The organism is Mesorhizobium sp. M0037 (assembly GCF_040323635.1).
In the GTDB taxonomy this organism is placed as follows: Bacteria; Pseudomonadota; Alphaproteobacteria; order Rhizobiales; family Rhizobiaceae; genus Mesorhizobium.
Genome location: NZ_JAMYVB010000010.1, coordinates 1 through 22305 on the forward strand (window position 1 = coordinate 1; position 22305 = coordinate 22305).

The window sequence follows — 22305 nt, forward strand, 5'->3', positions numbered from 1 at the left end:
CCGACCACATGAAGATCAAGGCAGCCAAACTGGAGAATGGCCTCCTCTCGATCGACATCGTCCGTGAGATTCCCGAAGAGCTGAAGCCGCGCCGCATCAGCATCGGGGCCGGCGACGCCCAGGTGGGCGGCAAGCAGATCGCCCAGGATACGGAACGCACCCGCAAAGCGGCCTGATCGTATCGATTCAGTTATCCCTGCGGTCCGCCTCCCGGCTTCGGCCGGGAGGCCCAGATTGCGGAGAATGGAGATGGACAACTTCTACGAGACACCGACACTTTCTGCGGCACGCTCGGGCAAAATTGAAACTTCTTTGTGCCTGCTCGACAATCCAGACGACGTCATCAACCATCCACGCCTCAGCCGTGGAGAAAAGCGGGCACTGCTTTCCTCGTGGGCGTCCGATGCCTGCGCGGTGGAAAACCAGCCTGCCTTGCGCCGCCTGGACAACGGCACGGTAATCCCTGTCGACCAGATTCTGAGGGCGTTGAAGGCTCTCGATGAGAAACCCACGCTGGGGAAAGAGACTTCAGGCCGAGTGCTGCCTTGGCGACCCTCCTCGCGCCGCAGCGCTCTCAAGGCTTGGCGGCGTCGTGGCCGTTCTTTCGGCCCCGACGATGACGACGACCCGCCCCCGTGCCCGGCAGTGATCGCGCCGCGCCCACGCCCACCATGCGGAATCGGCGCAGTGGCCGGGGTCGAACTCGCCTGTGCCTGAACTAACCCTGGGTTGATCCAGCTGCCTCCGCATGGGCAGCTGGATTCCAATCTTGCGTGCGCTTCATTTGGTTTCCAAAACAGCAGGTCGCAGGTTCGTCCGCAACGCCATTTCCTCGAACTTGTAATCGCGTGCCTGATTTCCGGATCCACCTCCTGGAATTGGGGTCCGGCATTGAAAAAGGGCAGGTGGCTTGCCATATTGGGCGAACTGAGGCATAAGGCCTCGATAGCCGGGACGGGACGACTGGATGGTTCCGAGGCGGCGTTTGGTCATAAAGCGGACACTTGCCACTTGCGTGGATCAAGAATCGGTTTTATGTAGACACAACAGACACGCGACGCGTGGAGCTGGGAAGCCGGCTTTACGCGTCCGATTTGCATGGGCGAAATGGCGCTGATTCGGCGTCGACTTGAACCCAGGCGGCACGTCCCGGCCAGCGGGATCATCCAGGAGACCCGGCCAACGGGTCTTGAAGACAGAGCGGCATATGGCTTCGAAAACCACAAATCCTTTCGTCTTTCTCCAGCAGGTCCGCGCGGAAACTGCCAAGGTGACTTGGCCGTCGCGCCGGGAGACGATGATCTCGACGGTGATGGTGCTCGTATTCGCGGTCATCGCGATGATCTTTTTCTTCACCGCCGACGTGGCCATGGGCTACGCGATCGAGCGGTTACTGAGCCTCGGCCATTAAGTCCGGCGATTACGGAGAAGTCTTGAAATGACCGCGCGCTGGTACATCGTCCACGCCTATTCGAACTTCGAAAAGAAGGTCGCCGAGGACATTGAGAACAAGGCCAAGCAGAAGGGCCTGTCCGCCGATATCGAGCAGATCGTGGTGCCGACCGAGAAGGTCGTCGAAATCCGCCGCGGCCGCAAGGTCGATGCCGAGCGCAAGTTCTTTCCGGGCTATGTGCTGCTCAAGGCCAATCTGACCGATGCGGTGTTCTCGCTGGTCAAGAACACGCCGAAGGTCACCGGCTTCCTCGGTGACTCCAAGCCGGTGCCGATCACCGAAGCCGAGGCGCAGCGCATCCTGAACCAGGTTCAGGAAGGCGTCGAGCGGCCGAAGCCCTCGGTCACTTTCGAGATCGGCGAGGCGATCCGCGTTTCGGATGGTCCGTTCGCCTCGTTCAACGGTTTCGTCCAGGAAGTGGACGAGGAGCGGGCGCGGCTCAAGGTGGAAGTTTCGATCTTCGGGCGCGCCGTGCCGGTCGATCTGGAATTCGGACAGGTCGAAAAGGGCTGATCCGAAAACCCTGCGCCGGTTCGCCGGCAAGGGGAGGCGGCGCGGAAAGCGCGCGGCCATGAACGGGTGGGAGGCGAATGCGGCTTTAGCCGGCCGCGCGGACCGCACCACCAGACTGCAACCGCCGGTGTTCCCGATACTGGGGCCGGCATGAGATAAAGGCAGGAAAGAGATGGCTAAGAAAATTGCAGGCCAGCTCAAGCTCCAGGTCAAAGCGGGATCGGCTACGCCGTCTCCGCCGATCGGCCCGGCACTTGGTCAGCGCGGCATCAACATCATGGAATTCTGCAAGGCGTTCAACGCGCAGACCCAGGAAATGGAAAAGGGATCGCCGATCCCGGTCGTCATCACCTATTACCAGGACAAGTCCTTCACCTTCGTCATGAAGACGCCGCCGGTGAGCTACTTCCTGAAAAAGGCGGCGAACTTGACTTCGGGTTCGAAAGAGCCGGGCAAGATCAAGGCCGGCACGATCGGTCGCGACAAGGTGCGCGCCATCGCCGAACAGAAGATGAAGGATCTGAACGCAAACGACGTCGAGGCGGCCATGCGCATGGTCGAGGGCTCCGCCCGCTCGATGGGTCTGGAAGTGGTGGGCTGAGATCATGGCAAAGATTGCAAAGCGTGTATCGAAGTCCCGCGACGGCATCGACCCCAACAAGGCCTATGCCCTTGGTGAGGCGCTGAAGCTGCTCAAGGACCGTTCGACGGTGAAGTTCGACGAGACCATCGAAGTTGCGATGAACCTCGGCGTCGACCCGCGCCATGCCGACCAGATGGTCCGCGGCGTGGTCAACCTGCCGAACGGCACCGGCCGCTCTGTCCGCGTCGCCGTGTTCGCACGTGGCGGCAAGGCCGATGAGGCTCGCGCCGCCGGCGCCGACATCGTCGGTGCCGAGGATCTGGTCGACATCGTCCAGAAGGGCACGATCGACTTCGATCGCTGCATCGCCACGCCGGACATGATGCCGCTGGTCGGCCGTCTGGGCAAGGTGCTGGGCCCGCGCGGCATGATGCCGAACCCGAAGGTCGGCACCGTCACCACCGACGTCGCCGCCGCCGTCAAGGCATCGAAGGGCGGCGCTGTCGAGTTCCGCGTCGAGAAGGCCGGCATCGTTCATGCCGGCGTCGGCAAGGTCTCGTTCGACGTCAAGGCGCTGGAAGAAAACGTCCGCGCCTTCGCCGATGCCGTGACCAAGGCAAAGCCGGCTGGCGCCAAGGGCAACTACGTCAAGAAGGTGTCGGTCACCTCGACGATGGGCCCGGGCCTCAAGCTCGACGTCTCGACGCTCGCAGCGTCTTGATACGAACATCTGGATCGGCTGCCAAGGCGCTGATCCGCAAGTGAATTCCGGGCCTCCGACTTGTCGGCGGCCCGGTACCGGAAGTCGAGAGGCTTCCGGAAATCCTGTCCGAGATTGCAGGCGGCCCAGAAGCCTTAATTGAACTAGGCCTGCATGAGACGGGTGAAAACCGGACAACGGAGCGACAAGCTCCAATGAAAGGTTCGAACCGTGTTTGCCTTTTGTCTGCGCATCTCCGGCTTGCCGTCGATGTGGCGAAAGGGGGCAGGATCCTCGAGCGTCGTTCGGGAGATCTGTAATGGATGGCCCGGCCGGCAAAAAGGCAACCCGACGCCTGTCCCACTAGCGGGGCAGGGGTCAACTGGAGATAGGCAGTGGACAGAGCGGAAAAACGCGAACTCGTCACGGGCCTGAATGGTGCTTTTGCAGGCGCTGGTTCAGTCGTCGTGGCCCACTACGCCGGGATCACCGTCGCGCAAATGAACGACCTTCGGTCGAAAATGCGCGCTGCCGGTGGCACCGTCAAAGTCGCGAAGAACCGTCTCGCCAAAATCGCTCTTCAGGGCACGGACTCCGCATCGATCATCGACCTGTTCAAGGGACAGACGCTGATCGCTTATTCGGAGGATCCGATTGCGGCGCCGAAGGTCGCGTCCGATTTCGCCAAGGGAAATGACAAGTTGGTCATTCTCGGCGGCGCAATGGGCACCACCTCGCTCAACGCCGACGGTGTGAAGGCACTCGCCACACTTCCGTCGCTCGATGAGCTGCGCGCCAGGCTGGTTGGCATGATCGCCACGCCGGCAACCCGGATCGCCCAGATCGTCAATGCGCCAGCGGCTTCGGTCGCGCGCGTCATCGGCGCTTACGCCCGGAAGGACGAGGCGGCATGAGGCCGTTCCTCGCTATCACAAACACACGTTCGAACCTGATGAAGGAATACAACAATGGCTGATCTGGCAAAGATCGTAGACGACCTTTCGAAGCTGACCGTCCTCGAGGCGGCCGAGCTGTCGAAGCTTCTGGAAGAAAAGTGGGGCGTTTCGGCTGCTGCTCCGGTGGCGGTTGCCGCTGCCGGCGGCGCTGCCGCTGCTGCTGCTCCGGCTGAGGAAAAGACGGAATTCGACGTCGTCCTCACCGAGGCAGGCGCTCAGAAGATCAACGTCATCAAGGAAGTCCGCGCCATCACCGGCCTGGGCCTCAAGGAAGCCAAGGATCTGGTCGAAGCAGCTCCGAAGCCGGTCAAGGAAGCCGTTTCCAAGGCTGACGCTGAGAAGTTCAAGGCCCAGCTGGAAGCAGCCGGCGCCAAGGTCGACCTGAAGTAAGCGTAAAAGCGGCGGGCGGCCTCGCGCCGTCCGCCACTCCCTTCATCAGAGGGGAGGATGCGTAGCGCGAGATGTACGAGAACCTCTTTCCTGAGGGCCGAAACCGGCCTTCAGGAAACGGGTTTTCTCCCGTTTTCGCCGTCGCCGCCAGGCGGCGGGAAACAGATCAGGGGCCGCCGCCGAGGTGGCCGCGCATGCAAGGTGAGCCGCGGCGAGGCTCGCCCCGAGTTTATAGCTAAGGAGCGACGATGGCCCAGACCCAGACTTTCAATGGCCGCAGACGCGTACGCAAGTTCTTCGGAAAGATTCCGGAAGTTGCGGAGATGCCGAACCTGATCGAGGTTCAAAAAGCATCCTATGACCAGTTCCTGATGGTGGCGGAGCCCAAGGGTGGGCGTCCGGACGAGGGACTGCAGGCCGTTTTCAAGTCGGTTTTCCCGATCTCCGATTTCTCCGGCTCCTCGATGCTGGAGTTCGTGAAGTACGAGTTCGAAGGACCGAAATTCGACGTTGACGAATGCCGTCAGCGCGACCTGACCTATGCCGCGCCACTCAAGGTGACGCTGCGCCTCATCGTGTTCGATATCGACGAGGATACCGGCGCAAAGTCGATCAAGGACATCAAGGAGCAGGACGTCTATATGGGCGACATGCCGCTCATGACGCTCAACGGCACCTTCATCGTCAATGGGACGGAGCGCGTCATCGTCTCGCAGATGCACCGTTCGCCGGGCGTCTTCTTCGACCATGACAAGGGCAAGTCGCACTCCTCGGGCAAGCTTTTGTTTGCGGCGCGCGTCATTCCCTATCGCGGTTCGTGGCTCGACATCGAGTTCGATTCCAAGGACGTCGTGCACGCCCGCATCGACCGCCGCCGCAAGATTCCGGTGACGTCGCTCTTGATGGCGCTCGGCATGGACGGCGAAGAAATCCTGTCGACCTTCTACAACAAGATCACCTACAAGCGCGCCGGTGACCACTGGCGCATCCCGTTCAACGTCGAGCGTTTCCGCGGCCTGAAGGCCGTTGGCGACCTCGTCGATGCCGATACCGGCGAAGTTGTCGTCGAGGCCGGCAAGAAGATCACCGCCCGCCAGGCAAGAGCGCTTGGCGAAAAGGGTCTGAAGGCGATCAAGGCGACCGACGAGGATCTGCTCGGCAATTACCTGGCCGAGGACATCGTCAACTACGGCACCGGCGAGATTTTCCTCGAAGCCGGCGACGAGATCGACGAAAAGACGCTGAAGGTGCTGCTCGGCACGGGCGAAAGCGAGATCAAGGTTCTCGACATCGACCACGTCAATGTCGGCGCCTACATCCGCAATACGCTCAACGTCGACAAGAACGAGAGCCGCCAGGACGCACTGTTCGACATCTACCGTGTCATGCGCCCGGGCGAGCCGCCGACGCTTGAAACCGCCGAAGCCATGTTCAACTCGCTGTTCTTCGACTCGGAGCGCTACGACCTGTCGGCCGTCGGCCGCGTCAAGATGAACATGCGCCTCGAGCTCAAGGCTGAGGACACCGTGCGCGTGCTGCGCAAGGACGACATCCTGGCGGTGGTCAAGACGCTGGTCGAACTGCGCGACGGCAAGGGCGAGATCGACGACATCGACAATCTCGGCAACCGCCGCGTGCGTTCCGTCGGCGAGCTGATGGAGAACCAGTACCGCGTCGGCCTGCTGCGCATGGAGCGCGCGATCAAGGAACGTATGTCCTCGATCGAGATCGATACGGTGATGCCGCAGGACCTGATCAACGCCAAGCCGGCGGCTGCCGCCGTGCGCGAGTTCTTCGGTTCCTCGCAGCTGTCGCAGTTCATGGATCAGACCAACCCGCTGTCGGAGATCACCCACAAGCGCCGCCTGTCGGCACTTGGCCCGGGCGGTCTGACCCGCGAGCGCGCCGGCTTCGAAGTGCGCGACGTGCACCCGACGCATTACGGCCGCATCTGCCCGATCGAGACGCCGGAAGGCCCGAACATCGGTCTGATCAACTCGCTGGCGACCTTCGCGCGCGTCAACAAGTACGGCTTCATCGAAAGCCCGTACCGCAAGATCGTCAATGGCAAGCTGACCAATGAGGTCGTCTATCTCTCCGCTATGGAAGAGTCCAAGCACCACGTCGCGCAGGCCAATGCCGAGCTCGACAAGAATGGTGGTTTCGTCGACGAATTCGTCATTTGCCGCAGCGCCGGCGAAGTGATGATGGCGCCGCGCGAAAACGTCGATCTGATGGACGTGTCGCCCAAGCAGATGGTGTCCGTGGCCGCGGCGCTGATCCCGTTCCTCGAGAACGACGACGCCAACCGCGCGCTGATGGGCTCCAACATGCAGCGTCAGGCCGTGCCGCTGGTGCGCGCCGAAGCGCCGTTCGTCGGCACCGGCATGGAGCCGATCGTTGCCCGTGACTCGGGCGCCGCCATCGGCGCCCGCCGCGGCGGCATCGTCGACCAGGTGGACGCGACGCGTATCGTCATCCGCGCCACGGAAGATCTCGATCCCGGCAAGTCGGGCGTCGACATCTACCGGCTGATGAAGTTCCAGCGTTCGAACCAGAACACCTGCATCAACCAGCGTCCGCTGGTGCGCATGGGCGACCGCGTCAACAAGGGCGACATCATCGCCGACGGTCCGTCGACCGAGCTCGGCGATCTGGCGCTCGGCCGCAACGTGCTGGTCGCGTTCATGCCGTGGAACGGCTACAACTACGAGGACTCGATCCTGCTCTCCGAGCGCATCGTGGCCGACGACGTCTTCACCTCGATCCACATCGAGGAATTCGAGGTCATGGCCCGCGACACCAAGCTTGGACCGGAGGAAATCACGCGCGACATTCCGAACGTTTCGGAAGAAGCGCTGAAGAACCTCGACGAAGCCGGCATCGTCTATATCGGCGCGGAAGTGCAGCCGGGCGACATCCTGGTCGGCAAGATCACGCCGAAGGGCGAAAGCCCGATGACGCCGGAAGAAAAGCTCCTGCGCGCCATCTTCGGTGAAAAGGCGTCCGACGTTCGCGACACCTCGATGCGCATGCCTCCGGGCACCTTCGGCACAGTCGTCGAAGTGCGCGTCTTCAACCGCCACGGCGTCGAGAAGGACGAGCGCGCCATGGCGATCGAACGCGAGGAGATCGAACGCCTCGCCAAGGACCGCGACGACGAGCAGGCGATCCTCGACCGCAACGTCTATTCGCGCCTTTCCGACGTTCTCGTCGGCAAGGAAGCGATTGCCGGGCCGAAGGGCTTCAAGAAGGGCTCGAAGCTGTCGAAGGACACGCTTGACGAGTATCCACGTTCGCAGTGGTGGCAGTTTGCGGTGGAGAACGAAAAGCTCCAGAGCGAACTGGAAGCCCTGCGTGGCCAGTACGACGATTCCAAGAAGGCGCTCGAGCAGCGCTTCATGGACAAGGTCGAGAAGGTCCAGCGCGGCGACGAAATGCCTCCGGGCGTCATGAAGATGGTCAAGGTCTTCGTGGCCGTGAAGCGCAAGATGCAGCCGGGCGACAAGATGGCGGGACGTCACGGCAACAAGGGTGTCGTGTCGCGAATCGTTCCGGTCGAGGACATGCCTTTCCTCGAGGACGGCACGCATGCCGATATCGTGCTCAACCCGCTGGGTGTGCCGAGCCGCATGAATGTCGGCCAGATCCTGGAAACGCATCTGGGCTGGGCATGCGCGGGCATGGGCAAGAAGATCGGCGAGCTTATCGACGCCTACAAGACGGCTGGAGACATCAAGCCGTTGCGCAAGACGCTTGAGAGCTTCATCCCAGCCAACGACCGCAACGAGCCGGTCCGCGAATATGACGACGAGAGCATCGTTCGCCTCAGCGAGCAGATGCGCCGCGGCGTCTCCATCGCGACACCGGTGTTCGACGGCGCGCATGAAGTCGACATCAACATCATGCTGGAGCAGGCGGGCCTGCACACCAGCGGTCAGTCGCAGCTCTATGACGGACGCACCGGCGAGCCGTTCGATCGCAAGGTGACGATGGGGTATATCTATATGCTCAAGCTTCACCACCTGGTGGACGACAAGATCCACGCGCGTTCGATCGGTCCGTACTCGCTCGTTACCCAGCAGCCGCTGGGCGGCAAGGCGCAGTTCGGTGGCCAGCGCTTCGGCGAAATGGAGGTCTGGGCGCTGGAAGCCTATGGCGCCGCCTACACGCTGCAGGAAATGCTGACGGTGAAGTCGGACGATGTCGCCGGCCGCACCAAGGTCTACGAGGCGATCGTGCGCGGCGACGACACGTTCGAGGCCGGCATTCCCGAGAGCTTCAACGTGCTCGTCAAGGAAATGCGGTCTCTCGGCCTCAATGTCGAGCTGGAGAACACCAAGCTCGACGACAACCCTGTCCGGCTGCCAGATGCTGCCGAATAGGGGCGCGGCCGAGTAAGCAAGACATCCGGTCGCGGAACGCCGCGACCGGATGCAACAAATTCTACGGCCAGTGGGCCGACCACTCAGCGGGCATTTGGCCCGCGTTAGATGCAAGGGGTTTTCGAGGACCCCGAAAAGGAGAACGGCATGAACCAAGAGGTCATGAATCTCTTCAATCCGCAGGCGCCGGCGCAGGTGTTCGATTCCATCCGGATATCGCTCGCCAGCCCTGAGAAGATTCTGTCCTGGTCGTTCGGCGAGATCAAGAAGCCGGAGACCATCAACTACCGCACCTTCAAGCCGGAGCGTGACGGTCTGTTCTGCGCGCGCATTTTTGGCCCGATCAAGGACTATGAATGCCTGTGCGGCAAGTACAAGCGCATGAAGTACAAGGGCGTCATCTGCGAAAAGTGCGGCGTCGAAGTCACGCTGTCGCGCGTTCGCCGCGAGCGCATGGGCCACATCGAGCTGGCGGCACCTGTCGCTCACATCTGGTTCCTGAAGTCGCTGCCGTCGCGCATCGGCACGCTGCTCGACATGACCCTGAAGGACATCGAGCGCGTCCTCTACTTCGAGAACTACATCGTCACCGAGCCTGGCCTAACCGCGCTGAAGGAGCACCAGCTGCTCAGCGAGGAAGAGTACATGATCGCCGTCGACGAGTATGGCGAGGATTCGTTCACCGCCATGATCGGCGCCGAGGCCATTCATGACCTTCTGGCCGGCATGGACCTGGAGAAGATCGCCGGCGATCTGCGTTCGGAACTGGCTTCGACCACGTCCGAGCTGAAGCAGAAGAAGTATCTGAAGCGGCTCAAGGTCGTCGAGAACTTCATGGAGTCCGGCAACCGTCCGGAATGGATGATCATGAAGGTGGTTCCGGTGATCCCGCCGGACCTGCGCCCGCTGGTTCCTCTGGATGGTGGACGTTTCGCGACGTCCGACCTGAACGATCTCTATCGCCGCGTCATCAACCGCAACAACCGCCTGAAGCGGCTGATCGAGCTGCGCGCGCCCGGCATCATCGTGCGCAATGAAAAGCGCATGCTGCAGGAAGCCGTCGATGCGCTGTTCGACAACGGCCGTCGCGGCCGCGTCATCACCGGCGCCAACAAGCGTCCGCTGAAGTCGCTGTCCGACATGTTGAAGGGCAAGCAGGGCCGGTTCCGCCAGAACCTGCTCGGCAAGCGCGTCGACTATTCGGGCCGTTCGGTCATCGTCACCGGTCCGGAGCTCAAGCTGCACCAATGCGGCCTGCCGAAGAAGATGGCGCTCGAACTGTTCAAGCCGTTCATCTACGCCCGCCTCGACGCCAAGGGGTTCTCCTCGACCGTCAAGCAGGCCAAGAAGCTGGTCGAGAAGGAGCGTCCGGAAGTCTGGGATATCCTCGACGAGGTCATTCGCGAGCATCCGGTGCTGCTGAACCGTGCGCCGACGCTGCACCGCCTCGGCATCCAGGCGTTCGAGCCGATCCTGATCGAAGGCAAGGCGATCCAGCTGCATCCGTTGGTCTGCACGGCCTTCAACGCCGACTTCGACGGCGACCAGATGGCCGTTCACGTGCCGCTCTCGTTGGAAGCGCAGCTTGAAGCCCGCGTGCTGATGATGTCGACCAACAACATCCTGCACCCGGCTTCCGGCGCGCCGATCATCGTGCCGTCGCAGGACATGGTCCTGGGTCTCTACTATCTCTCGATCGTCAATCAGAACGAGCCGGGCGAAGGCATGGTGTTTGCCGACATGGGCGAACTCCAGCACGCGCTCGAGACCAAGGCGGTGACGCTGCACTCCAAGATCAAGGGTCGTTTCCGCACGGTCGACGCCGAAGGCAAGGTCGTGTCGAAAATCTACGACACCACGCCTGGCCGCATGATCATCGGCGAGCTGCTGCCGAAGAACGTCAATGTGCCTTACGAGACGGCCAACCAGGAGATGACCAAGAAGAACATCTCCAAGATGATCGACACCGTCTACCGCCACTGCGGTCAGAAGGAGACGGTCATTTTCTGCGACCGCATCATGGCCCTCGGCTTCAGCCACGCCTGCCGCGCCGGCATTTCGTTCGGCAAGGACGACATGCTGATCCCGGACGCCAAGATCAAGCTGGTTTCCGACACCGAGGCTTTGGCCAAGGAGTACGAACAGCAGTACAATGACGGCCTGATCACGCAGGGCGAGAAGTACAACAAGGTCGTCGACGCCTGGGCGAAGTGCTCGGAAAAGGTCGCCGACGAGATGATGGCCCGCATCAAGGCCGTCGAGTTCGAGGACAGTGGCCGTCAAAAGCCGATGAACTCGATCTACATGATGTCGCATTCGGGTGCGCGTGGTTCGCCCACCCAGATGCGTCAGCTCGCCGGCATGCGCGGCCTGATGGCAAAGCCCTCGGGTGAAATCATCGAGACGCCGATCATCTCGAACTTCAAGGAAGGCCTGACCGTGCTCGAGTACTTCAACTCGACCCACGGCGCCCGCAAGGGTCTGGCCGACACCGCCTTGAAGACGGCGAACTCGGGTTACCTCACCCGTCGTCTGGTCGACGTGGCGCAGGACTGCATCGTCAACTCCGTGGATTGCGGCACCGACAAGGGCCTCACCATGCAGCCGATCGTCGATGCCGGTCAGGTCGTCGCTTCGGTCGGTCAGCGCGTGCTGGGCCGCACCTCGCTCGACGACATCACGCATCCGGTTTCGGGCGAGGTTCTGGTCAAGGCCGGAACGCTGATGGACGAACGTGACGTGGAAAAGATCGAAAAGGCCGGCGTGCAGTCGGTCCGCATTCGCTCGGCACTGACCTGCGAGGTCAGGATCGGCGTCTGTGCGGTCTGCTACGGACGCGATCTTGCCCGCGGCACCCCGGTCAACCAGGGCGAAGCCGTCGGCGTTATCGCGGCGCAGTCGATCGGCGAGCCGGGGACCCAGCTCACCATGCGTACCTTCCACATGGGCGGTACGGCGCAGGTAGTGGACAGCTCGTTCCTTGAAGCCTCGTATGAGGGCAAGGTCGAGATCCGCAACCGCAACGTGGTGCGCAACTCGGACGGCCAGCAGATGGTCATGGGCCGCAACATGGCGGTGCTGATCCTCGACGAAGCCGGCAAGGAGCGTGCCTCGCATCGCCTTACCTATGGTTCGCGCATCTTCGTGGACGATGGCGACAAGGTGAAGCGCGGCCAGCGTATCGCCGAATGGGATCCCTATACCCGCCCCGTCCTCACCGAAATCGAGGGCAAGGTGTCGTACGAGGATCTGGTCGACGGCATTTCCGTTCAGGAAACGGCCGACGAATCGACCGGCATCACCAAGCGCGAGGTCATCGACTGGCGCTCGACGCCACGCGGCAACGACCTCAAGCCGGCGATCGCCATCCTTGACCCCAAGGGCAAGGTCGGCAAGCTGTCGAAGGGCGGCGACGCCCGCTTCCTGCTCTCGGTAGAGGCCATTCTTTCGGTCGAGCCGGGTTCGCAGGTTCGTCCCGGCGACGTTTTGGCGCGTATCCCGATGGAAAGCGCCAAGACCAAGGACATCACCGGCGGTCTGCCGCGTGTTGCCGAACTGTTCGAGGCACGTCGTCCGAAGGATCACGCCATCATCGCCGAGATCGATGGCACAATCCGCTTCGGCCGCGACTACAAGAACAAGCGCCGCATCATCATCGAGCCGCATGACTCGACGCTTGAGCCGGTCGAATACCTGATCCCGAAGGGCAAGCCGTTCCATCTCCAGGACGGCGACGTCATCGAGAAGGGCGACTACATCCTCGACGGCAATCCGGCGCCGCACGACATCCTGGCGATCAAGGGCGTGGAAGCACTTGCTTCCTACCTCGTGAACGAAATCCAGGAAGTCTACCGTCTGCAGGGCGTGTCGATCAACGACAAGCATATCGAGGTGATCGTTCGCCAGATGCTGCAGAAGGTCGAGATCACGGTGCAGGGCGACTCGACCTACATTCCGGGCGACCACGTCGACGTGATCGAACTGGAAGAGGTCAACGAGCGCCTGGTCGAGGACGGCAAGAAGCCGGCCGAAGGCCAGCCAGTGCTGCTGGGCATAACCAAGGCCTCGCTGCAGACGCCTTCCTTCATCTCGGCCGCCTCCTTCCAGGAGACGACCAGGGTGCTGACCGAAGCTGCGGTTGCCGGCAAGACCGACATGCTGCAGGGCCTGAAGGAAAACGTCATCGTCGGCCGGCTGATCCCGGCCGGTACCGGCGGCACGATGAGCCAGATCCGGCGCATCGCCACCTCGCGCGACGAACTGATCATCGACGAGCGCCGCAAGGCCTCCGGTGTCGAGGTCGCCGAGCCGATGCTGACCGACATGGTCAACGCCGCGCAGTAAGCGCGGCAGGACGAGAAGAAGGAAGGGGGCCCCAGTGGCCCCTTTTCGCGTTTTGACCCCCAATCGAATCGAGGAAAACATGAGCAAGAAGGTTTGGACTGACGTCGACGACTACATCGTTTCCTCTCTCTTCGAGGCAGATCCCATCCTCGAAGCGGTGCTTGCGGCCAACCGCGACCAGGGCCTGCCGGCCATCGACGTATCGCCGGCGCAGGGCAAGCTGCTGTCGCTGCTGGTCCGCATCAGCGGCGCCAGGAAGGTGCTGGAGATCGGCACGCTTGGCGGCTACTCGACCATCTGGATGGCAAGGGGATTGCCCGCCGGTGGCAAGATCGTGACGCTCGAACTCGAGCCGCATCATGCAAAAGTCGCGCACTCGAATCTCGAGCGGGCAGGGGTGTCGGACAAGGTCGAGCTCAGGATCGGCCCCGCGCTTCAGTCGCTTGAGACGCTGGCTGCCGAAAATGCCGGTCCGTTCGATCTGATCTTCATCGACGCGGACAAGCCGAACAACCCGAATTATCTGTCATGGGCCATGCGCCTGTCGCGGCCGGGGACGGTCATCATCTGCGATAACGTCATCCGCGACGGCACCGTGCTCAACGACGATGGCCGTGACGCGTATGTCGAAGGCGCACGCGGTGCGTTTTCCTTCATCGGCGGCGACAAGCGCCTGGACGGCACCGCCATCCAGACCGTCGGCGCCAAAGGCTATGACGGGTTTGCGATTGCGATCGTCGAGTAAGGCTGCATGGTGAGTGTCCGGACTGCGGTCCGGCAGAACTCATCGCTCAATCGAAGAACGCTTCCACCACATTGCGCTTGCCGAGCATGAAGGCGTCGGCCACGTGCTGCAGGGGTGCCAAATCGACATCGGAGACGCCGTCGCGTACGATTTCAGCGAAGTGCCGGTAAAGCTGGGGATATTCGGCCTCCGGCTCGTCGTGAACCACCTTGCCGTCGATGGCGAGCTTGGTGCCGCCGCCGGACAGCACCATCTTGCCCTTGTCGGTGTCGGCCAGGATGTCCCAGCTCTGTGGTCCCGTCTGCAGCCAGTCGAGCTCCATGGTCACCGGCAACCCATCCGAGGTGCGGAAGGTCACGTGGGCCGCCACAGGCGAGGCGCGGTTTTCCGGGAAGTCGAGGACGGCCGAGGTGATGAACATCGCCGGCAGGATGTGGGTTGCGATCGACAGTGCGTTTATGCCGGGATCGAAGACGCCGAAACCGCCCGGCGCCCAGATCCAATCCTGGTTCGGATGCCAGCGGCGGACATCTTCCTTCCAGACGATAGCAGCCGAGTTGACCTTGGCCGCCGCTAGGAAGGCGCGCGCGGCCTCCACTGCCGGCGCGTAGCGCGAATGCCAGCTGGCGAACAATGAAACGCCATTGGCTGCCGCCAGCTGCTTCAGGTCCTCGACCTCACTGACCGTGGCGCCCGGCGGCTTCTCCAGGAAAACATGCTTCTTCGCCATCAGCGCGGTGCGTGCCGCGTCGTAGCGGAACTGCGGCGGCATGCACAGCGACACGGCCTCGAGTTCCGGCACCGCGTCGAGCATCGCCTCGATGGTCGGAAAATTCGGGATGCCGTCCACCTTGCCGTGCCGGCTGGCGGCGGCGATGAGGCGGTAGTCCGCATCCTTGGCCACTGCCGGCAGATGCTGGTCGCGCACGATCTTGCCGACGCCGACGATGCCGAGCTTGATGGGACCATTGTTCGAGGGCATGGGAACTCCGCGGATTCGAATTTGGCTGGTTAAGTCGCCCGGTTCTTAGCAGAGAACCGGTGCCGGGCAAGCCGGCGCGGTGACAGGCGCAAGCAGCCGGCGACGCTCAGAGCGGAACCTCGAACGTAACGATCGACACTTCGCCTTCGAGCGCGCCCTGGAAGGCCGACAGATGCGGCTCCTCGTCGGGTACGCCCTCCATATCGCCGATCTGGTCGAGCTCAGCTTCGGCATAGCCTTCGGCGGCGAGCGATTCGAGCGCCCGGCGCACGGCCGAATCGTCGTCGGGCGCGACCAGCATCACATGCACGCCTTCCGGCTTGCCGCCCTTCTTTTTCCAGACGCGGCCGGTGATGATAGTCACCGGGCGCTCCTCATTGTCGTTCACGGGCTGATTCCTCTTGAGACTCGGGCGGGCGAGGGGTTTCGGGCTGTCCATGCCGCCTTTTGCCATGAAGCGCCGGTGCAGGACAGCCAAAAGCCGGTCACTTTCGTGCCTGACCGGTTACTTTCTTCCTTGCCATTGCAAAATGGCGAAAGAAAATTACATGCGGTTTTCGCATGGCTGCCACGCCCGGTTTGGCGCGCAATATTTGGCGTGCCGGGGTTGACGGTTCACGGTCTTGCGAGTAGAAGCCGCCCAGTCAGAACCGATGTGAGGCTCTCCCTTCCGAAGCGACACGCTTTGGAGTTTGCCTCAAACAGGGTTCGTTTTACGAGCGAAAAGACATTTCCGGCGCGCATGAAGCGGTTCCCGCTTCCTCTGCATTTTGTTCGGGCAGGACCGCGAGGCGCGGTTTATGGCCCGAATTTGCGTATGGAATTGGCGCTTTGAGCGGCCCTGACCGGGCGAGACACGGAATTGAGAGACAAGAGGGTTTAATGCCTACCGTCAACCAGCTGATCCGCAAGCCGCGCATTGCGCCGGTGAAGCGCAACAAGGTCCCGGCCATGCAGCAGAACCCGCAGAAGCGGGGCGTCTGCACGCGCGTCTATACAACGACGCCGAAGAAGCCGAACTCGGCACTGCGCAAGGTGGCCAAGATCCGCCTGACCAACGGCTTTGAAGTGATCGGCTACATCCCCGGCGAAGGCCACAACCTTCAGGAACACTCCGTGGTCATGATCCGCGGCGGCCGCGTCAAGGATCTTCCGGGCGTGCGCTACCACATCATCCGCGGCGTGCTCGACACGCAGGGCGTGAAGAACCGCAAGCAGCGCCGTTCGAAGTACGGCGCCAAGCGTCCGAAGTAAGGGGCGTCCGAAGTAAGATTTTCCGGCCCAGGCGCTGCTTGAATGCGTCGGGCTACGAGATTGAGAGACAAAAGCCATGTCGCGTCGTCACAGTGCAGAAAAGCGTGAGATCAATCCGGACCCGAAGTTCGGCGATCTGATCGTCACCAAGTTCATGAACGCCGTCATGTATGACGGCAAGAAGTCGGTTGCCGAGACCATCGTCTACGGTGCGCTCGACCAGGTTCAGTCGAAGACCAAGCAGGAGCCGGTCACCGTCTTCCATCAGGCGCTCGACAATGTCGCGCCGCATGTGGAAGTCCGGTCGCGCCGCGTCGGCGGCGCTACCTACCAGGTTCCGGTCGATGTGCGCCCCGAGCGCCGCCAGGCCCTGGCGATCCGCTGGCTGATTGCAGCTGCGCGCAACCGCAACGAGACCACCATGGTCGACCGCCTCTCCGGCGAGCTGATGGACGCGGCCAATAACCGCGGCACCGCCGTGAAGAAGCGTGAAGACACCCACAAGATGGCAGAAGCCAACCGCGCTTTCGCGCACTACCGCTGGTAAAGCGCGAACGAGACTGAGAAGGCATCCACGATGGCCCGCGAATACAAAATCGAAGACTACCGCAATTTCGGTATCATGGCGCATATTGACGCCGGCAAGACGACGACCACCGAGCGCGTCCTCTATTACACGGGCAAGTCGCACAAGATCGGCGAAGTCCACGACGGCGCTGCCACCATGGATTGGATGGAGCAGGAGCAGGAACGCGGCATCACCATCACGTCCGCCGCCACCACGACCTTCTGGAAGGGTCGCAGCGGCAAGATGTACCGCTTCAACATCATCGACACTCCCGGACACGTCGACTTCACCATCGAAGTCGAGCGTTCGCTGCGCGTGCTCGACGGCGCCATTGCGCTGCTCGATGCCAATGCCGGTGTTGAGCCGCAGACGGAAACCGTCTGGCGCCAGGCCGACAAGTACAAAGTTCCGCGCATGATCTTCTGCAACAAGATGGACAAGATCGGCGCCGACTTCTACCGCTCGGTCGAGATGATCGGCTCTCGTCTTGGTGCGCATGCCGTCGTCATGCAGCTGCCGATCGGCGCTGAGACCGAGTTCAAGGGTGTCGTCGATCTCGTCGAGATGAACGCGCTGGTCTGGCGCGACGAGACGCTGGGCGCTGCCTGGGACGTCGTCGAGATCCCGGCCGACCTGCAGGCTCGCGCCGAAGAATACCGCGAGAAGATGATCGAAGCCGCTGTCGAAATGGACGAGACGGCACTCGAGAATTACCTCGAAGGCAAGATGCCGTCGAATGACGAGATCCGCGCGCTGATCCGCAAGGGCACCATCGCCGTCAAGTTCTACCCGATGTTCTGTGGCTCGGCCTTCAAGAACAAGGGCGTGCAGCCGCTGCTCGACGCCGTCGTCGAATACCTGCCGTCGCCGGCCGATGTTCCCGCCATCAAGGGCGTCGACGCCAAGACCGACGCCGAGATCGAGCGTCATGCCGACGACAACGAGCCGCTGTCGATGCTGGCCTTCAAGATCATGAACGACCCGTTCGTCGGTTCGCTGACCTTTGCCCGCATCTATTCGGGCAAGCTGACCAAGGGCATCTCGGTCGATAACACCGTCAAGGGCAAGAAAGAGCGCATCGGCCGCATGCTGCAGATGCATGCGAATTCGCGCGCCGACGTCGAAGAAGCCTTTGCCGGCGACATCGTTGCTCTGGCCGGCCTCAAGGACACGACCACCGGCGATACGCTCAGCGATCCGCTGCACCCGGTCATCCTCGAGCGCATGGAATTCCCGGATCCGGTCATCCAGATCGCCATCGAGCCGAAGACCAAGAACGACCAGGAAAAGATGGGCCTCGCCCTTCACCGCCTGGCCGCCGAGGATCCGTCATTCCGCGTCAAGACCGACGAGGAAAGCGGCCAGACCATCATTTCGGGCATGGGCGAACTTCACCTCGACATCATCGTCGACCGCATGCGTCGCGAGTTCAAGGTCGAGGCCAATGTCGGCGCGCCGCAGGTGGCTTACCGCGAGACCATCACCCGCAGGCACGAGCAGGACTACACCCACAAGAAGCAGACCGGCGGTACCGGTCAGTTCGCTCGCGTCAAGATCGTGTTCGAACCGAACCCGGAAAGCTCGGAGTTCGAGTTCGAGACCAAGATCGTCGGCGGTGCGGTTCCCAAGGAATACATCCCGGGTGTCGAAAAGGGCATCAACAGCGTCATGTCGTCGGGTCCGTTCGCGGGCTTCCCGATGATCGGCGTCAAGGCGACGCTTATCGACGGCGCTTACCACGATGTGGACTCCAGCGTTCTGGCCTTCGAAATCGCCGGCCGCGCCTGCTTCCGTGAAGCCGCACCCAAGCTTGGCGTGCAGCTGCTCGAGCCGATCATGAAGGTCGAAGTCGTGACGCCGGAAGACTATGTCGGCAGCGTCATCGGCGACCTGAACGGCCGTCGCGGCCAGATCCAGGGCCAGGAAGCGCGTGGCGTGGCTGTCGTCATCAACGCGATGGTGCCGCTGGCCAACATGTTCAAGTACGTCGACAACCTGCGCTCGATGAGCCAGGGCCGCGCGGCCTACACGATGCAGTTCGATCACTATGAGCCTGTGCCGACCGCGGTCGCCCAGGAAGTCCAGAAGAAATACGCGTAACCCCAGCGGGTTGCATCGGTAACTTAATTCAAGGCCCGTACGGGCGAGCAGATTGGAGACATCACATGGCAAAAGGTAAATTCGAGCGTAACAAGCCTCATGTGAACATTGGCACGATTGGCCACGTCGATCATGGCAAGACGTCGCTGACGGCGGCGATCACGAAGTATTTTGGCGAGTACAAGCGCTACGACCAGATCGATGCGGCGCCCGAAGAGAAGGCCCGCGGCATCACGATTTCGACGGCGCACGTCGAATACGAGACGGCAGCGCGCCACTACGCCCACGTCGACTGCCCCGGCCACGCCGACTATGTGAAGAACATGATCACGGGCGCCGCGCAGATGGACGGCGCGATCCTGGTTGTGTCGGCCGCCGACGGCCCGATGCCGCAGACCCGCGAGCACATCCTGCTTGCCCGTCAGGTCGGCGTGCCGTCGATCGTGGTGTTCCTGAACAAGGTCGACCAAGTCGACGACGCCGAGCTGCTCGAACTGGTCGAGCTCGAGGTTCGCGAGCTTCTGTCGAAGAACGAGTTCCCCGGCGACGACATTCCGATCGTCAAGGGTTCGGCGCTGGCAGCACTCGAAGATTCCAACAAGACCATCGGCGAAGACGCGATCCGCGAGCTGATGGCTGCGGTCGATGCTTACATCCCGACGCCGGTTCGTCCGCTGGACAAGCCGTTCCTGATGCCGATCGAAGACGTGTTCTCGATCTCGGGCCGTGGCACGGTCGTGACCGGCCGCGTCGAGCGCGGCATCGTCAAGGTCGGCGAGGAACTGGAAATCATCGGCATCCGTCCGACGACCAAGACGACCTGCACGGGCGTCGAGATGTTCCGCAAGCTGCTCGATCAGGGCCAGGCCGGCGACAACATCGGCGCGCTGCTGCGCGGCGTTGATCGTGAAGGCGTCGAGCGCGGCCAGGTTCTGGCCAAGCCCGGTACGGTGAAGCCGCATAAGAAGTTCGTGGCCGAAGCCTACATCCTGACCAAGGACGAAGGTGGCCGTCACACGCCGTTCTTCACCAACTACCGTCCGCAGTTCTACTTCCGCACGACCGACGTGACCGGCATCGTGTCGCTGCCGGAAGGCACGGAAATGGTTATGCCCGGCGACAACATCACGGTCGATGTCGAGCTGATCGTGCCGATCGCCATGGAAGAGAAGCTGCGCTTCGCCATCCGTGAAGGCGGCCGCACCGTCGGTGCCGGCATCGTCGTCACCATCAAAGAGTAATTTGGACTTAAACCGATCTGTCGCGGGCGCAGGATTTGCCCGCGCCGCGCCAGAACAAGGAAGTGACGCATGAACGGACAGAATATCCGCATCCGCCTGAAGGCGTTTGATCACCGCGTGCTTGACGCCTCGACGAAAGAAATCGTGTCGACGGCCAAGCGCACCGGAGCAAACGTCCGCGGCCCCATTCCGCTGCCGACGCGGATCGAAAAGTTCACGGTCAACCGGTCGCCTCACGTCGACAAGAAGAGCCGCGAGCAGTTCGAGATGCGCACGCACAAGCGTCTGCTCGACATCGTCGATCCGACCCCGCAGACGGTCGATGCTTTGATGAAGCTCGATCTGGCCGCCGGTGTCGACGTCGAGATCAAGCTCTAAGGGAATGAGAGCGCGGTAAGGGGCGGTGCCCCTGGCCCGGAACTCTAAAGGAATTGAACCGATGCGTTCAGGTGTGATTGCAAAGAAGGTGGGAATGACCCGCATCTATAATGATGCCGGGGAACATGTTCCCGTCACCGTTCTCCAGATGGAGAACTGCCAGGTCGTGGCTCAGCGCACGCAGGAGAAGAACGGCTATACCGCCGTCCAGCTCGGCGTTGGCCTTGCCAAGGTGAAGAACACGTCGAAGGCGATGCGCGGCCATTTTGCGACCGCTTCCGTCGAGCCGAAGGCGAAGGTCGCCGAGTTTCGCGTCTCCGCCGACAACATGATCGATGTCGGCGCCGAGATCACCGTCGAGCACTTCGTCGCCGGCCAGAAGGTCGATGTGACGGGCACGACGATCGGCAAGGGTTTCCAGGGCGTCATCAAGCGCCACCACATGGGTGGTGGCCGCGCGACGCACGGTAACTCGGTTTCGCACCGTACGCACGGTTCGACCGGCCAGCGTCAGGATCCGGGCAAAGTGTTCAAGGGCAAGCATATGGCTGGCCACATGGGCGACACCCGCGTCACCACACAGAATGTCGAGATCGTTTCGACCGACGCCGATCGCGGCCTGATCCTGATCCGCGGTGCGGTTCCCGGATCGAAGGGCGCCTGGATCCTGGTCCGCGATGCGGCCAAGGTGGCACTGCCGGCCAATGCGCCGAAGCCTGCCGCGATCCGCGCCGTTGCCGCCGAGAGTGGCGCCACGAACGAGGCTCCGGCCGCAGAGGGAGCAGAATAATGGATCTCAAGATCACAACGCTTGGCGGCAAGGACGCCGGCAAGGTGAAACTCTCCGAGGAGATTTTCGGCCTTGATCCGCGCGAGGACATCCTGCAGCGCGTCGTGCGCTGGCAGCTGGCCAAGCGCCAGCAGGGCACGCACAAGGCCAAGGGCCGCGCCGAAATCGCGCGCACCGGCGCCAAGATGTACAAGCAGAAGGGTACGGGCCGCGCCCGTCACCATTCGGCACGCGCTCCGCAGTTCCGCGGCGGCGGCAAGGCCCACGGCCCGGTCGTTCGCAGCCACGAGCACGATCTGCCGAAGAAGGTGCGCGCTCTGGGCTTGCGGCATGCTCTCTCGGCCAAGGCCAAGAGTGCGTCGATCATCATCATCGACGAGCTGAAGCTGACCGAGGCCAAGACGAAGGCGCTGATCGCGAATTTCGCGACACTGGGCCTGACCAACGCCTTGGTGATTGGCGGTGCCGAGCTTGACCAGAACTTCAAGCTGGCGGCGACCAACATCCCGAACATCGACGTGCTGCCCATCCAGGGCATCAACGTCTACGACATTCTTCGCCGCGGCACGCTGGTCCTTTCGAAGGCCGCCGTCGAGGCTCTCGAGGAGCGCTTTAAATGACCGACCTCCGTCATTACGACGTGATCGTCTCGCCGGCGATCACCGAAAAGTCGACCATGGCTTCCGAGAACAACCAGGTTGTTTTCAACGTCGCCAAGAAAGCGTCGAAGCCGGAAATCAAGGCCGCTGTCGAAGCGCTGTTTGGCGTCAAGGTTACGGCCGTGAACACGCTTGTCCGCAAGGGCAAGATCAAGCGCTTCCGCGGCACGATCGGCCGCCAGAGCGACGTCAAGAAGGCGATCGTGACGCTGGCCGACGGCCAGTCGATCGACGTCGCGACGGGTCTCTGAGCTAGGCCGCGAG

At 62.2% G+C, this 22305-nt stretch carries 20 protein-coding genes; 18 read left to right on the forward strand and 2 right to left on the reverse strand.

The window, feature by feature from the left end; translation table 11 throughout:
- Nucleotides 1-249: 249 nt before the first annotated feature.
- The 10 genes from NKJ78_RS16310 to NKJ78_RS16355 all read left to right on the forward strand — a co-directional run bounded on the left by NKJ78_RS16310 (nt 250) and on the right by NKJ78_RS16355 (nt 14069).
- Complete coding sequence (locus tag NKJ78_RS16310; protein WP_156033763.1) at nt 250-717, forward strand: hypothetical protein; 468 nt, start codon at nt 250-252, stop codon at nt 715-717.
- Nucleotides 718-1207: 490 nt separating this feature from the next.
- The gene (secE, locus tag NKJ78_RS16315) at nt 1208-1411 is read left to right on the forward strand and encodes a preprotein translocase subunit SecE (protein ID WP_023667439.1); all 204 of its coding nucleotides are present in this window, start codon (nt 1208-1210) and stop codon (nt 1409-1411) included.
- Between the two features lie 27 nt (nt 1412-1438).
- Nucleotides 1439-1966 carry a transcription termination/antitermination protein NusG gene (nusG, locus tag NKJ78_RS16320; RefSeq protein WP_006333333.1) on the forward strand — a complete coding sequence of 176 codons (528 nt, stop codon included), beginning with the start codon at nt 1439-1441 and terminating at the stop codon, nt 1964-1966.
- Between the two features lie 172 nt (nt 1967-2138).
- Nucleotides 2139-2567: a 50S ribosomal protein L11 gene (gene rplK, locus NKJ78_RS16325; RefSeq protein ID WP_006333334.1), complete on the forward strand. Its 429-nt coding sequence runs from the start codon at nt 2139-2141 to the stop codon at nt 2565-2567.
- Between the two features lie 4 nt (nt 2568-2571).
- On the forward strand, nt 2572-3270 hold the full coding sequence (rplA, locus tag NKJ78_RS16330) for a 50S ribosomal protein L1 (RefSeq protein WP_023667438.1): 699 nt from the start codon (nt 2572-2574) through the stop codon (nt 3268-3270).
- A gap of 374 nt (nt 3271-3644) precedes the next feature.
- Nucleotides 3645-4163 carry a 50S ribosomal protein L10 gene (gene rplJ, locus NKJ78_RS16335; RefSeq protein ID WP_023667437.1) on the forward strand — a complete coding sequence of 173 codons (519 nt, stop codon included), beginning with the start codon at nt 3645-3647 and terminating at the stop codon, nt 4161-4163.
- Nucleotides 4164-4217: 54 nt separating this feature from the next.
- Complete coding sequence (gene rplL / locus NKJ78_RS16340) at nt 4218-4595, forward strand: 50S ribosomal protein L7/L12 (RefSeq protein WP_023667436.1); 378 nt, start codon at nt 4218-4220, stop codon at nt 4593-4595.
- Nucleotides 4596-4843: 248 nt separating this feature from the next.
- Complete coding sequence (gene rpoB / locus NKJ78_RS16345) at nt 4844-8980, forward strand: DNA-directed RNA polymerase subunit beta (protein WP_023686024.1); 4137 nt, start codon at nt 4844-4846, stop codon at nt 8978-8980.
- Nucleotides 8981-9127: 147 nt separating this feature from the next.
- Complete coding sequence (rpoC, locus tag NKJ78_RS16350; protein WP_023667434.1) at nt 9128-13324, forward strand: DNA-directed RNA polymerase subunit beta'; 4197 nt, start codon at nt 9128-9130, stop codon at nt 13322-13324.
- A gap of 79 nt (nt 13325-13403) precedes the next feature.
- Nucleotides 13404-14069, forward strand: coding sequence for an O-methyltransferase (locus tag NKJ78_RS16355; protein ID WP_352459024.1), 666 nt, complete (start codon nt 13404-13406; stop codon nt 14067-14069).
- Nucleotides 14070-14115: 46 nt separating this feature from the next.
- Here the strand turns inward: NKJ78_RS16355 and NKJ78_RS16360 are convergent, their stop codons facing one another.
- Both NKJ78_RS16360 and NKJ78_RS16365 read right to left on the reverse strand, forming a co-directional pair.
- Nucleotides 14116-15051, reverse strand: coding sequence for a Gfo/Idh/MocA family protein (locus NKJ78_RS16360; protein ID WP_352459023.1), 936 nt, complete (start codon nt 15049-15051; stop codon nt 14116-14118).
- A gap of 106 nt (nt 15052-15157) precedes the next feature.
- A complete protein-coding gene (locus tag NKJ78_RS16365) occupies nt 15158-15439 on the reverse strand; it encodes a transcriptional regulator (protein ID WP_023713029.1) in 282 nt (93 codons plus the stop codon).
- Between the two features lie 494 nt (nt 15440-15933).
- On the opposite strand from NKJ78_RS16365, the gene rpsL reads away from it, so the two are divergent.
- The 8 genes from rpsL to NKJ78_RS16405 all read left to right on the forward strand — a co-directional run bounded on the left by rpsL (nt 15934) and on the right by NKJ78_RS16405 (nt 22292).
- Nucleotides 15934-16305: a 30S ribosomal protein S12 gene (rpsL, locus tag NKJ78_RS16370; protein WP_006333356.1), complete on the forward strand. Its 372-nt coding sequence runs from the start codon at nt 15934-15936 to the stop codon at nt 16303-16305.
- A gap of 76 nt (nt 16306-16381) precedes the next feature.
- Complete coding sequence (gene rpsG / locus NKJ78_RS16375) at nt 16382-16852, forward strand: 30S ribosomal protein S7 (protein ID WP_008875664.1); 471 nt, start codon at nt 16382-16384, stop codon at nt 16850-16852.
- A gap of 30 nt (nt 16853-16882) precedes the next feature.
- A complete protein-coding gene (fusA, locus tag NKJ78_RS16380) occupies nt 16883-18973 on the forward strand; it encodes an elongation factor G (protein ID WP_023667430.1) in 2091 nt (696 codons plus the stop codon).
- A gap of 65 nt (nt 18974-19038) precedes the next feature.
- Nucleotides 19039-20214 (forward strand): elongation factor Tu, encoded by a 1176-nt coding sequence (gene tuf / locus NKJ78_RS16385; protein ID WP_023723394.1) that lies wholly within the window; start codon nt 19039-19041, stop codon nt 20212-20214.
- Nucleotides 20215-20283: 69 nt separating this feature from the next.
- Nucleotides 20284-20592, forward strand: coding sequence for a 30S ribosomal protein S10 (rpsJ, locus tag NKJ78_RS16390; RefSeq protein WP_010909272.1), 309 nt, complete (start codon nt 20284-20286; stop codon nt 20590-20592).
- Nucleotides 20593-20653: 61 nt separating this feature from the next.
- Complete coding sequence (gene rplC, locus NKJ78_RS16395) at nt 20654-21382, forward strand: 50S ribosomal protein L3 (protein ID WP_352459022.1); 729 nt, start codon at nt 20654-20656, stop codon at nt 21380-21382.
- Nucleotides 21382-22002, forward strand: a complete 621-nt coding sequence (gene rplD / locus NKJ78_RS16400; protein ID WP_023672750.1) for a 50S ribosomal protein L4 — start codon at nt 21382-21384, stop codon at nt 22000-22002. The genes rplC and rplD overlap by 1 nt, the downstream gene beginning before the upstream one ends.
- Entirely contained in the window at nt 21999-22292 is a 294-nt protein-coding gene (locus NKJ78_RS16405) for a 50S ribosomal protein L23 (RefSeq protein ID WP_023672751.1), read from the forward strand. The genes rplD and NKJ78_RS16405 overlap by 4 nt, the downstream gene beginning before the upstream one ends.
- Nucleotides 22293-22305 lie beyond the last annotated feature (13 nt).

Coding starts and splice junctions, on each gene's coding strand:
- NKJ78_RS16355 (WP_352459024.1), top strand. CDS start 13,404: ATGAGCAAGAAGGTTTGGACTGACGTCGACGACTACATCGTTTCCTCT.
- rpoB (WP_023686024.1), top strand. CDS start 4,844: ATGGCCCAGACCCAGACTTTCAATGGCCGCAGACGCGTACGCAAGTTC.
- fusA (WP_023667430.1), top strand. CDS start 16,883: ATGGCCCGCGAATACAAAATCGAAGACTACCGCAATTTCGGTATCATG.
- rplD (WP_023672750.1), top strand. CDS start 21,382: ATGGATCTCAAGATCACAACGCTTGGCGGCAAGGACGCCGGCAAGGTG.
- rplL (WP_023667436.1), top strand. CDS start 4,218: ATGGCTGATCTGGCAAAGATCGTAGACGACCTTTCGAAGCTGACCGTC.
- rplC (WP_352459022.1), top strand. CDS start 20,654: ATGCGTTCAGGTGTGATTGCAAAGAAGGTGGGAATGACCCGCATCTAT.
- secE (WP_023667439.1), top strand. CDS start 1,208: ATGGCTTCGAAAACCACAAATCCTTTCGTCTTTCTCCAGCAGGTCCGC.
- rpsG (WP_008875664.1), top strand. CDS start 16,382: ATGTCGCGTCGTCACAGTGCAGAAAAGCGTGAGATCAATCCGGACCCG.
- rpoC (WP_023667434.1), top strand. CDS start 9,128: ATGAACCAAGAGGTCATGAATCTCTTCAATCCGCAGGCGCCGGCGCAG.
- tuf (WP_023723394.1), top strand. CDS start 19,039: ATGGCAAAAGGTAAATTCGAGCGTAACAAGCCTCATGTGAACATTGGC.
- NKJ78_RS16310 (WP_156033763.1), top strand. CDS start 250: ATGGACAACTTCTACGAGACACCGACACTTTCTGCGGCACGCTCGGGC.
- rpsL (WP_006333356.1), top strand. CDS start 15,934: ATGCCTACCGTCAACCAGCTGATCCGCAAGCCGCGCATTGCGCCGGTG.
- rplK (WP_006333334.1), top strand. CDS start 2,139: ATGGCTAAGAAAATTGCAGGCCAGCTCAAGCTCCAGGTCAAAGCGGGA.
- nusG (WP_006333333.1), top strand. CDS start 1,439: ATGACCGCGCGCTGGTACATCGTCCACGCCTATTCGAACTTCGAAAAG.
- NKJ78_RS16360 (WP_352459023.1), bottom strand. CDS start 15,051: ATGCCCTCGAACAATGGTCCCATCAAGCTCGGCATCGTCGGCGTCGGC.
- rpsJ (WP_010909272.1), top strand. CDS start 20,284: ATGAACGGACAGAATATCCGCATCCGCCTGAAGGCGTTTGATCACCGC.
- rplA (WP_023667438.1), top strand. CDS start 2,572: ATGGCAAAGATTGCAAAGCGTGTATCGAAGTCCCGCGACGGCATCGAC.
- NKJ78_RS16405 (WP_023672751.1), top strand. CDS start 21,999: ATGACCGACCTCCGTCATTACGACGTGATCGTCTCGCCGGCGATCACC.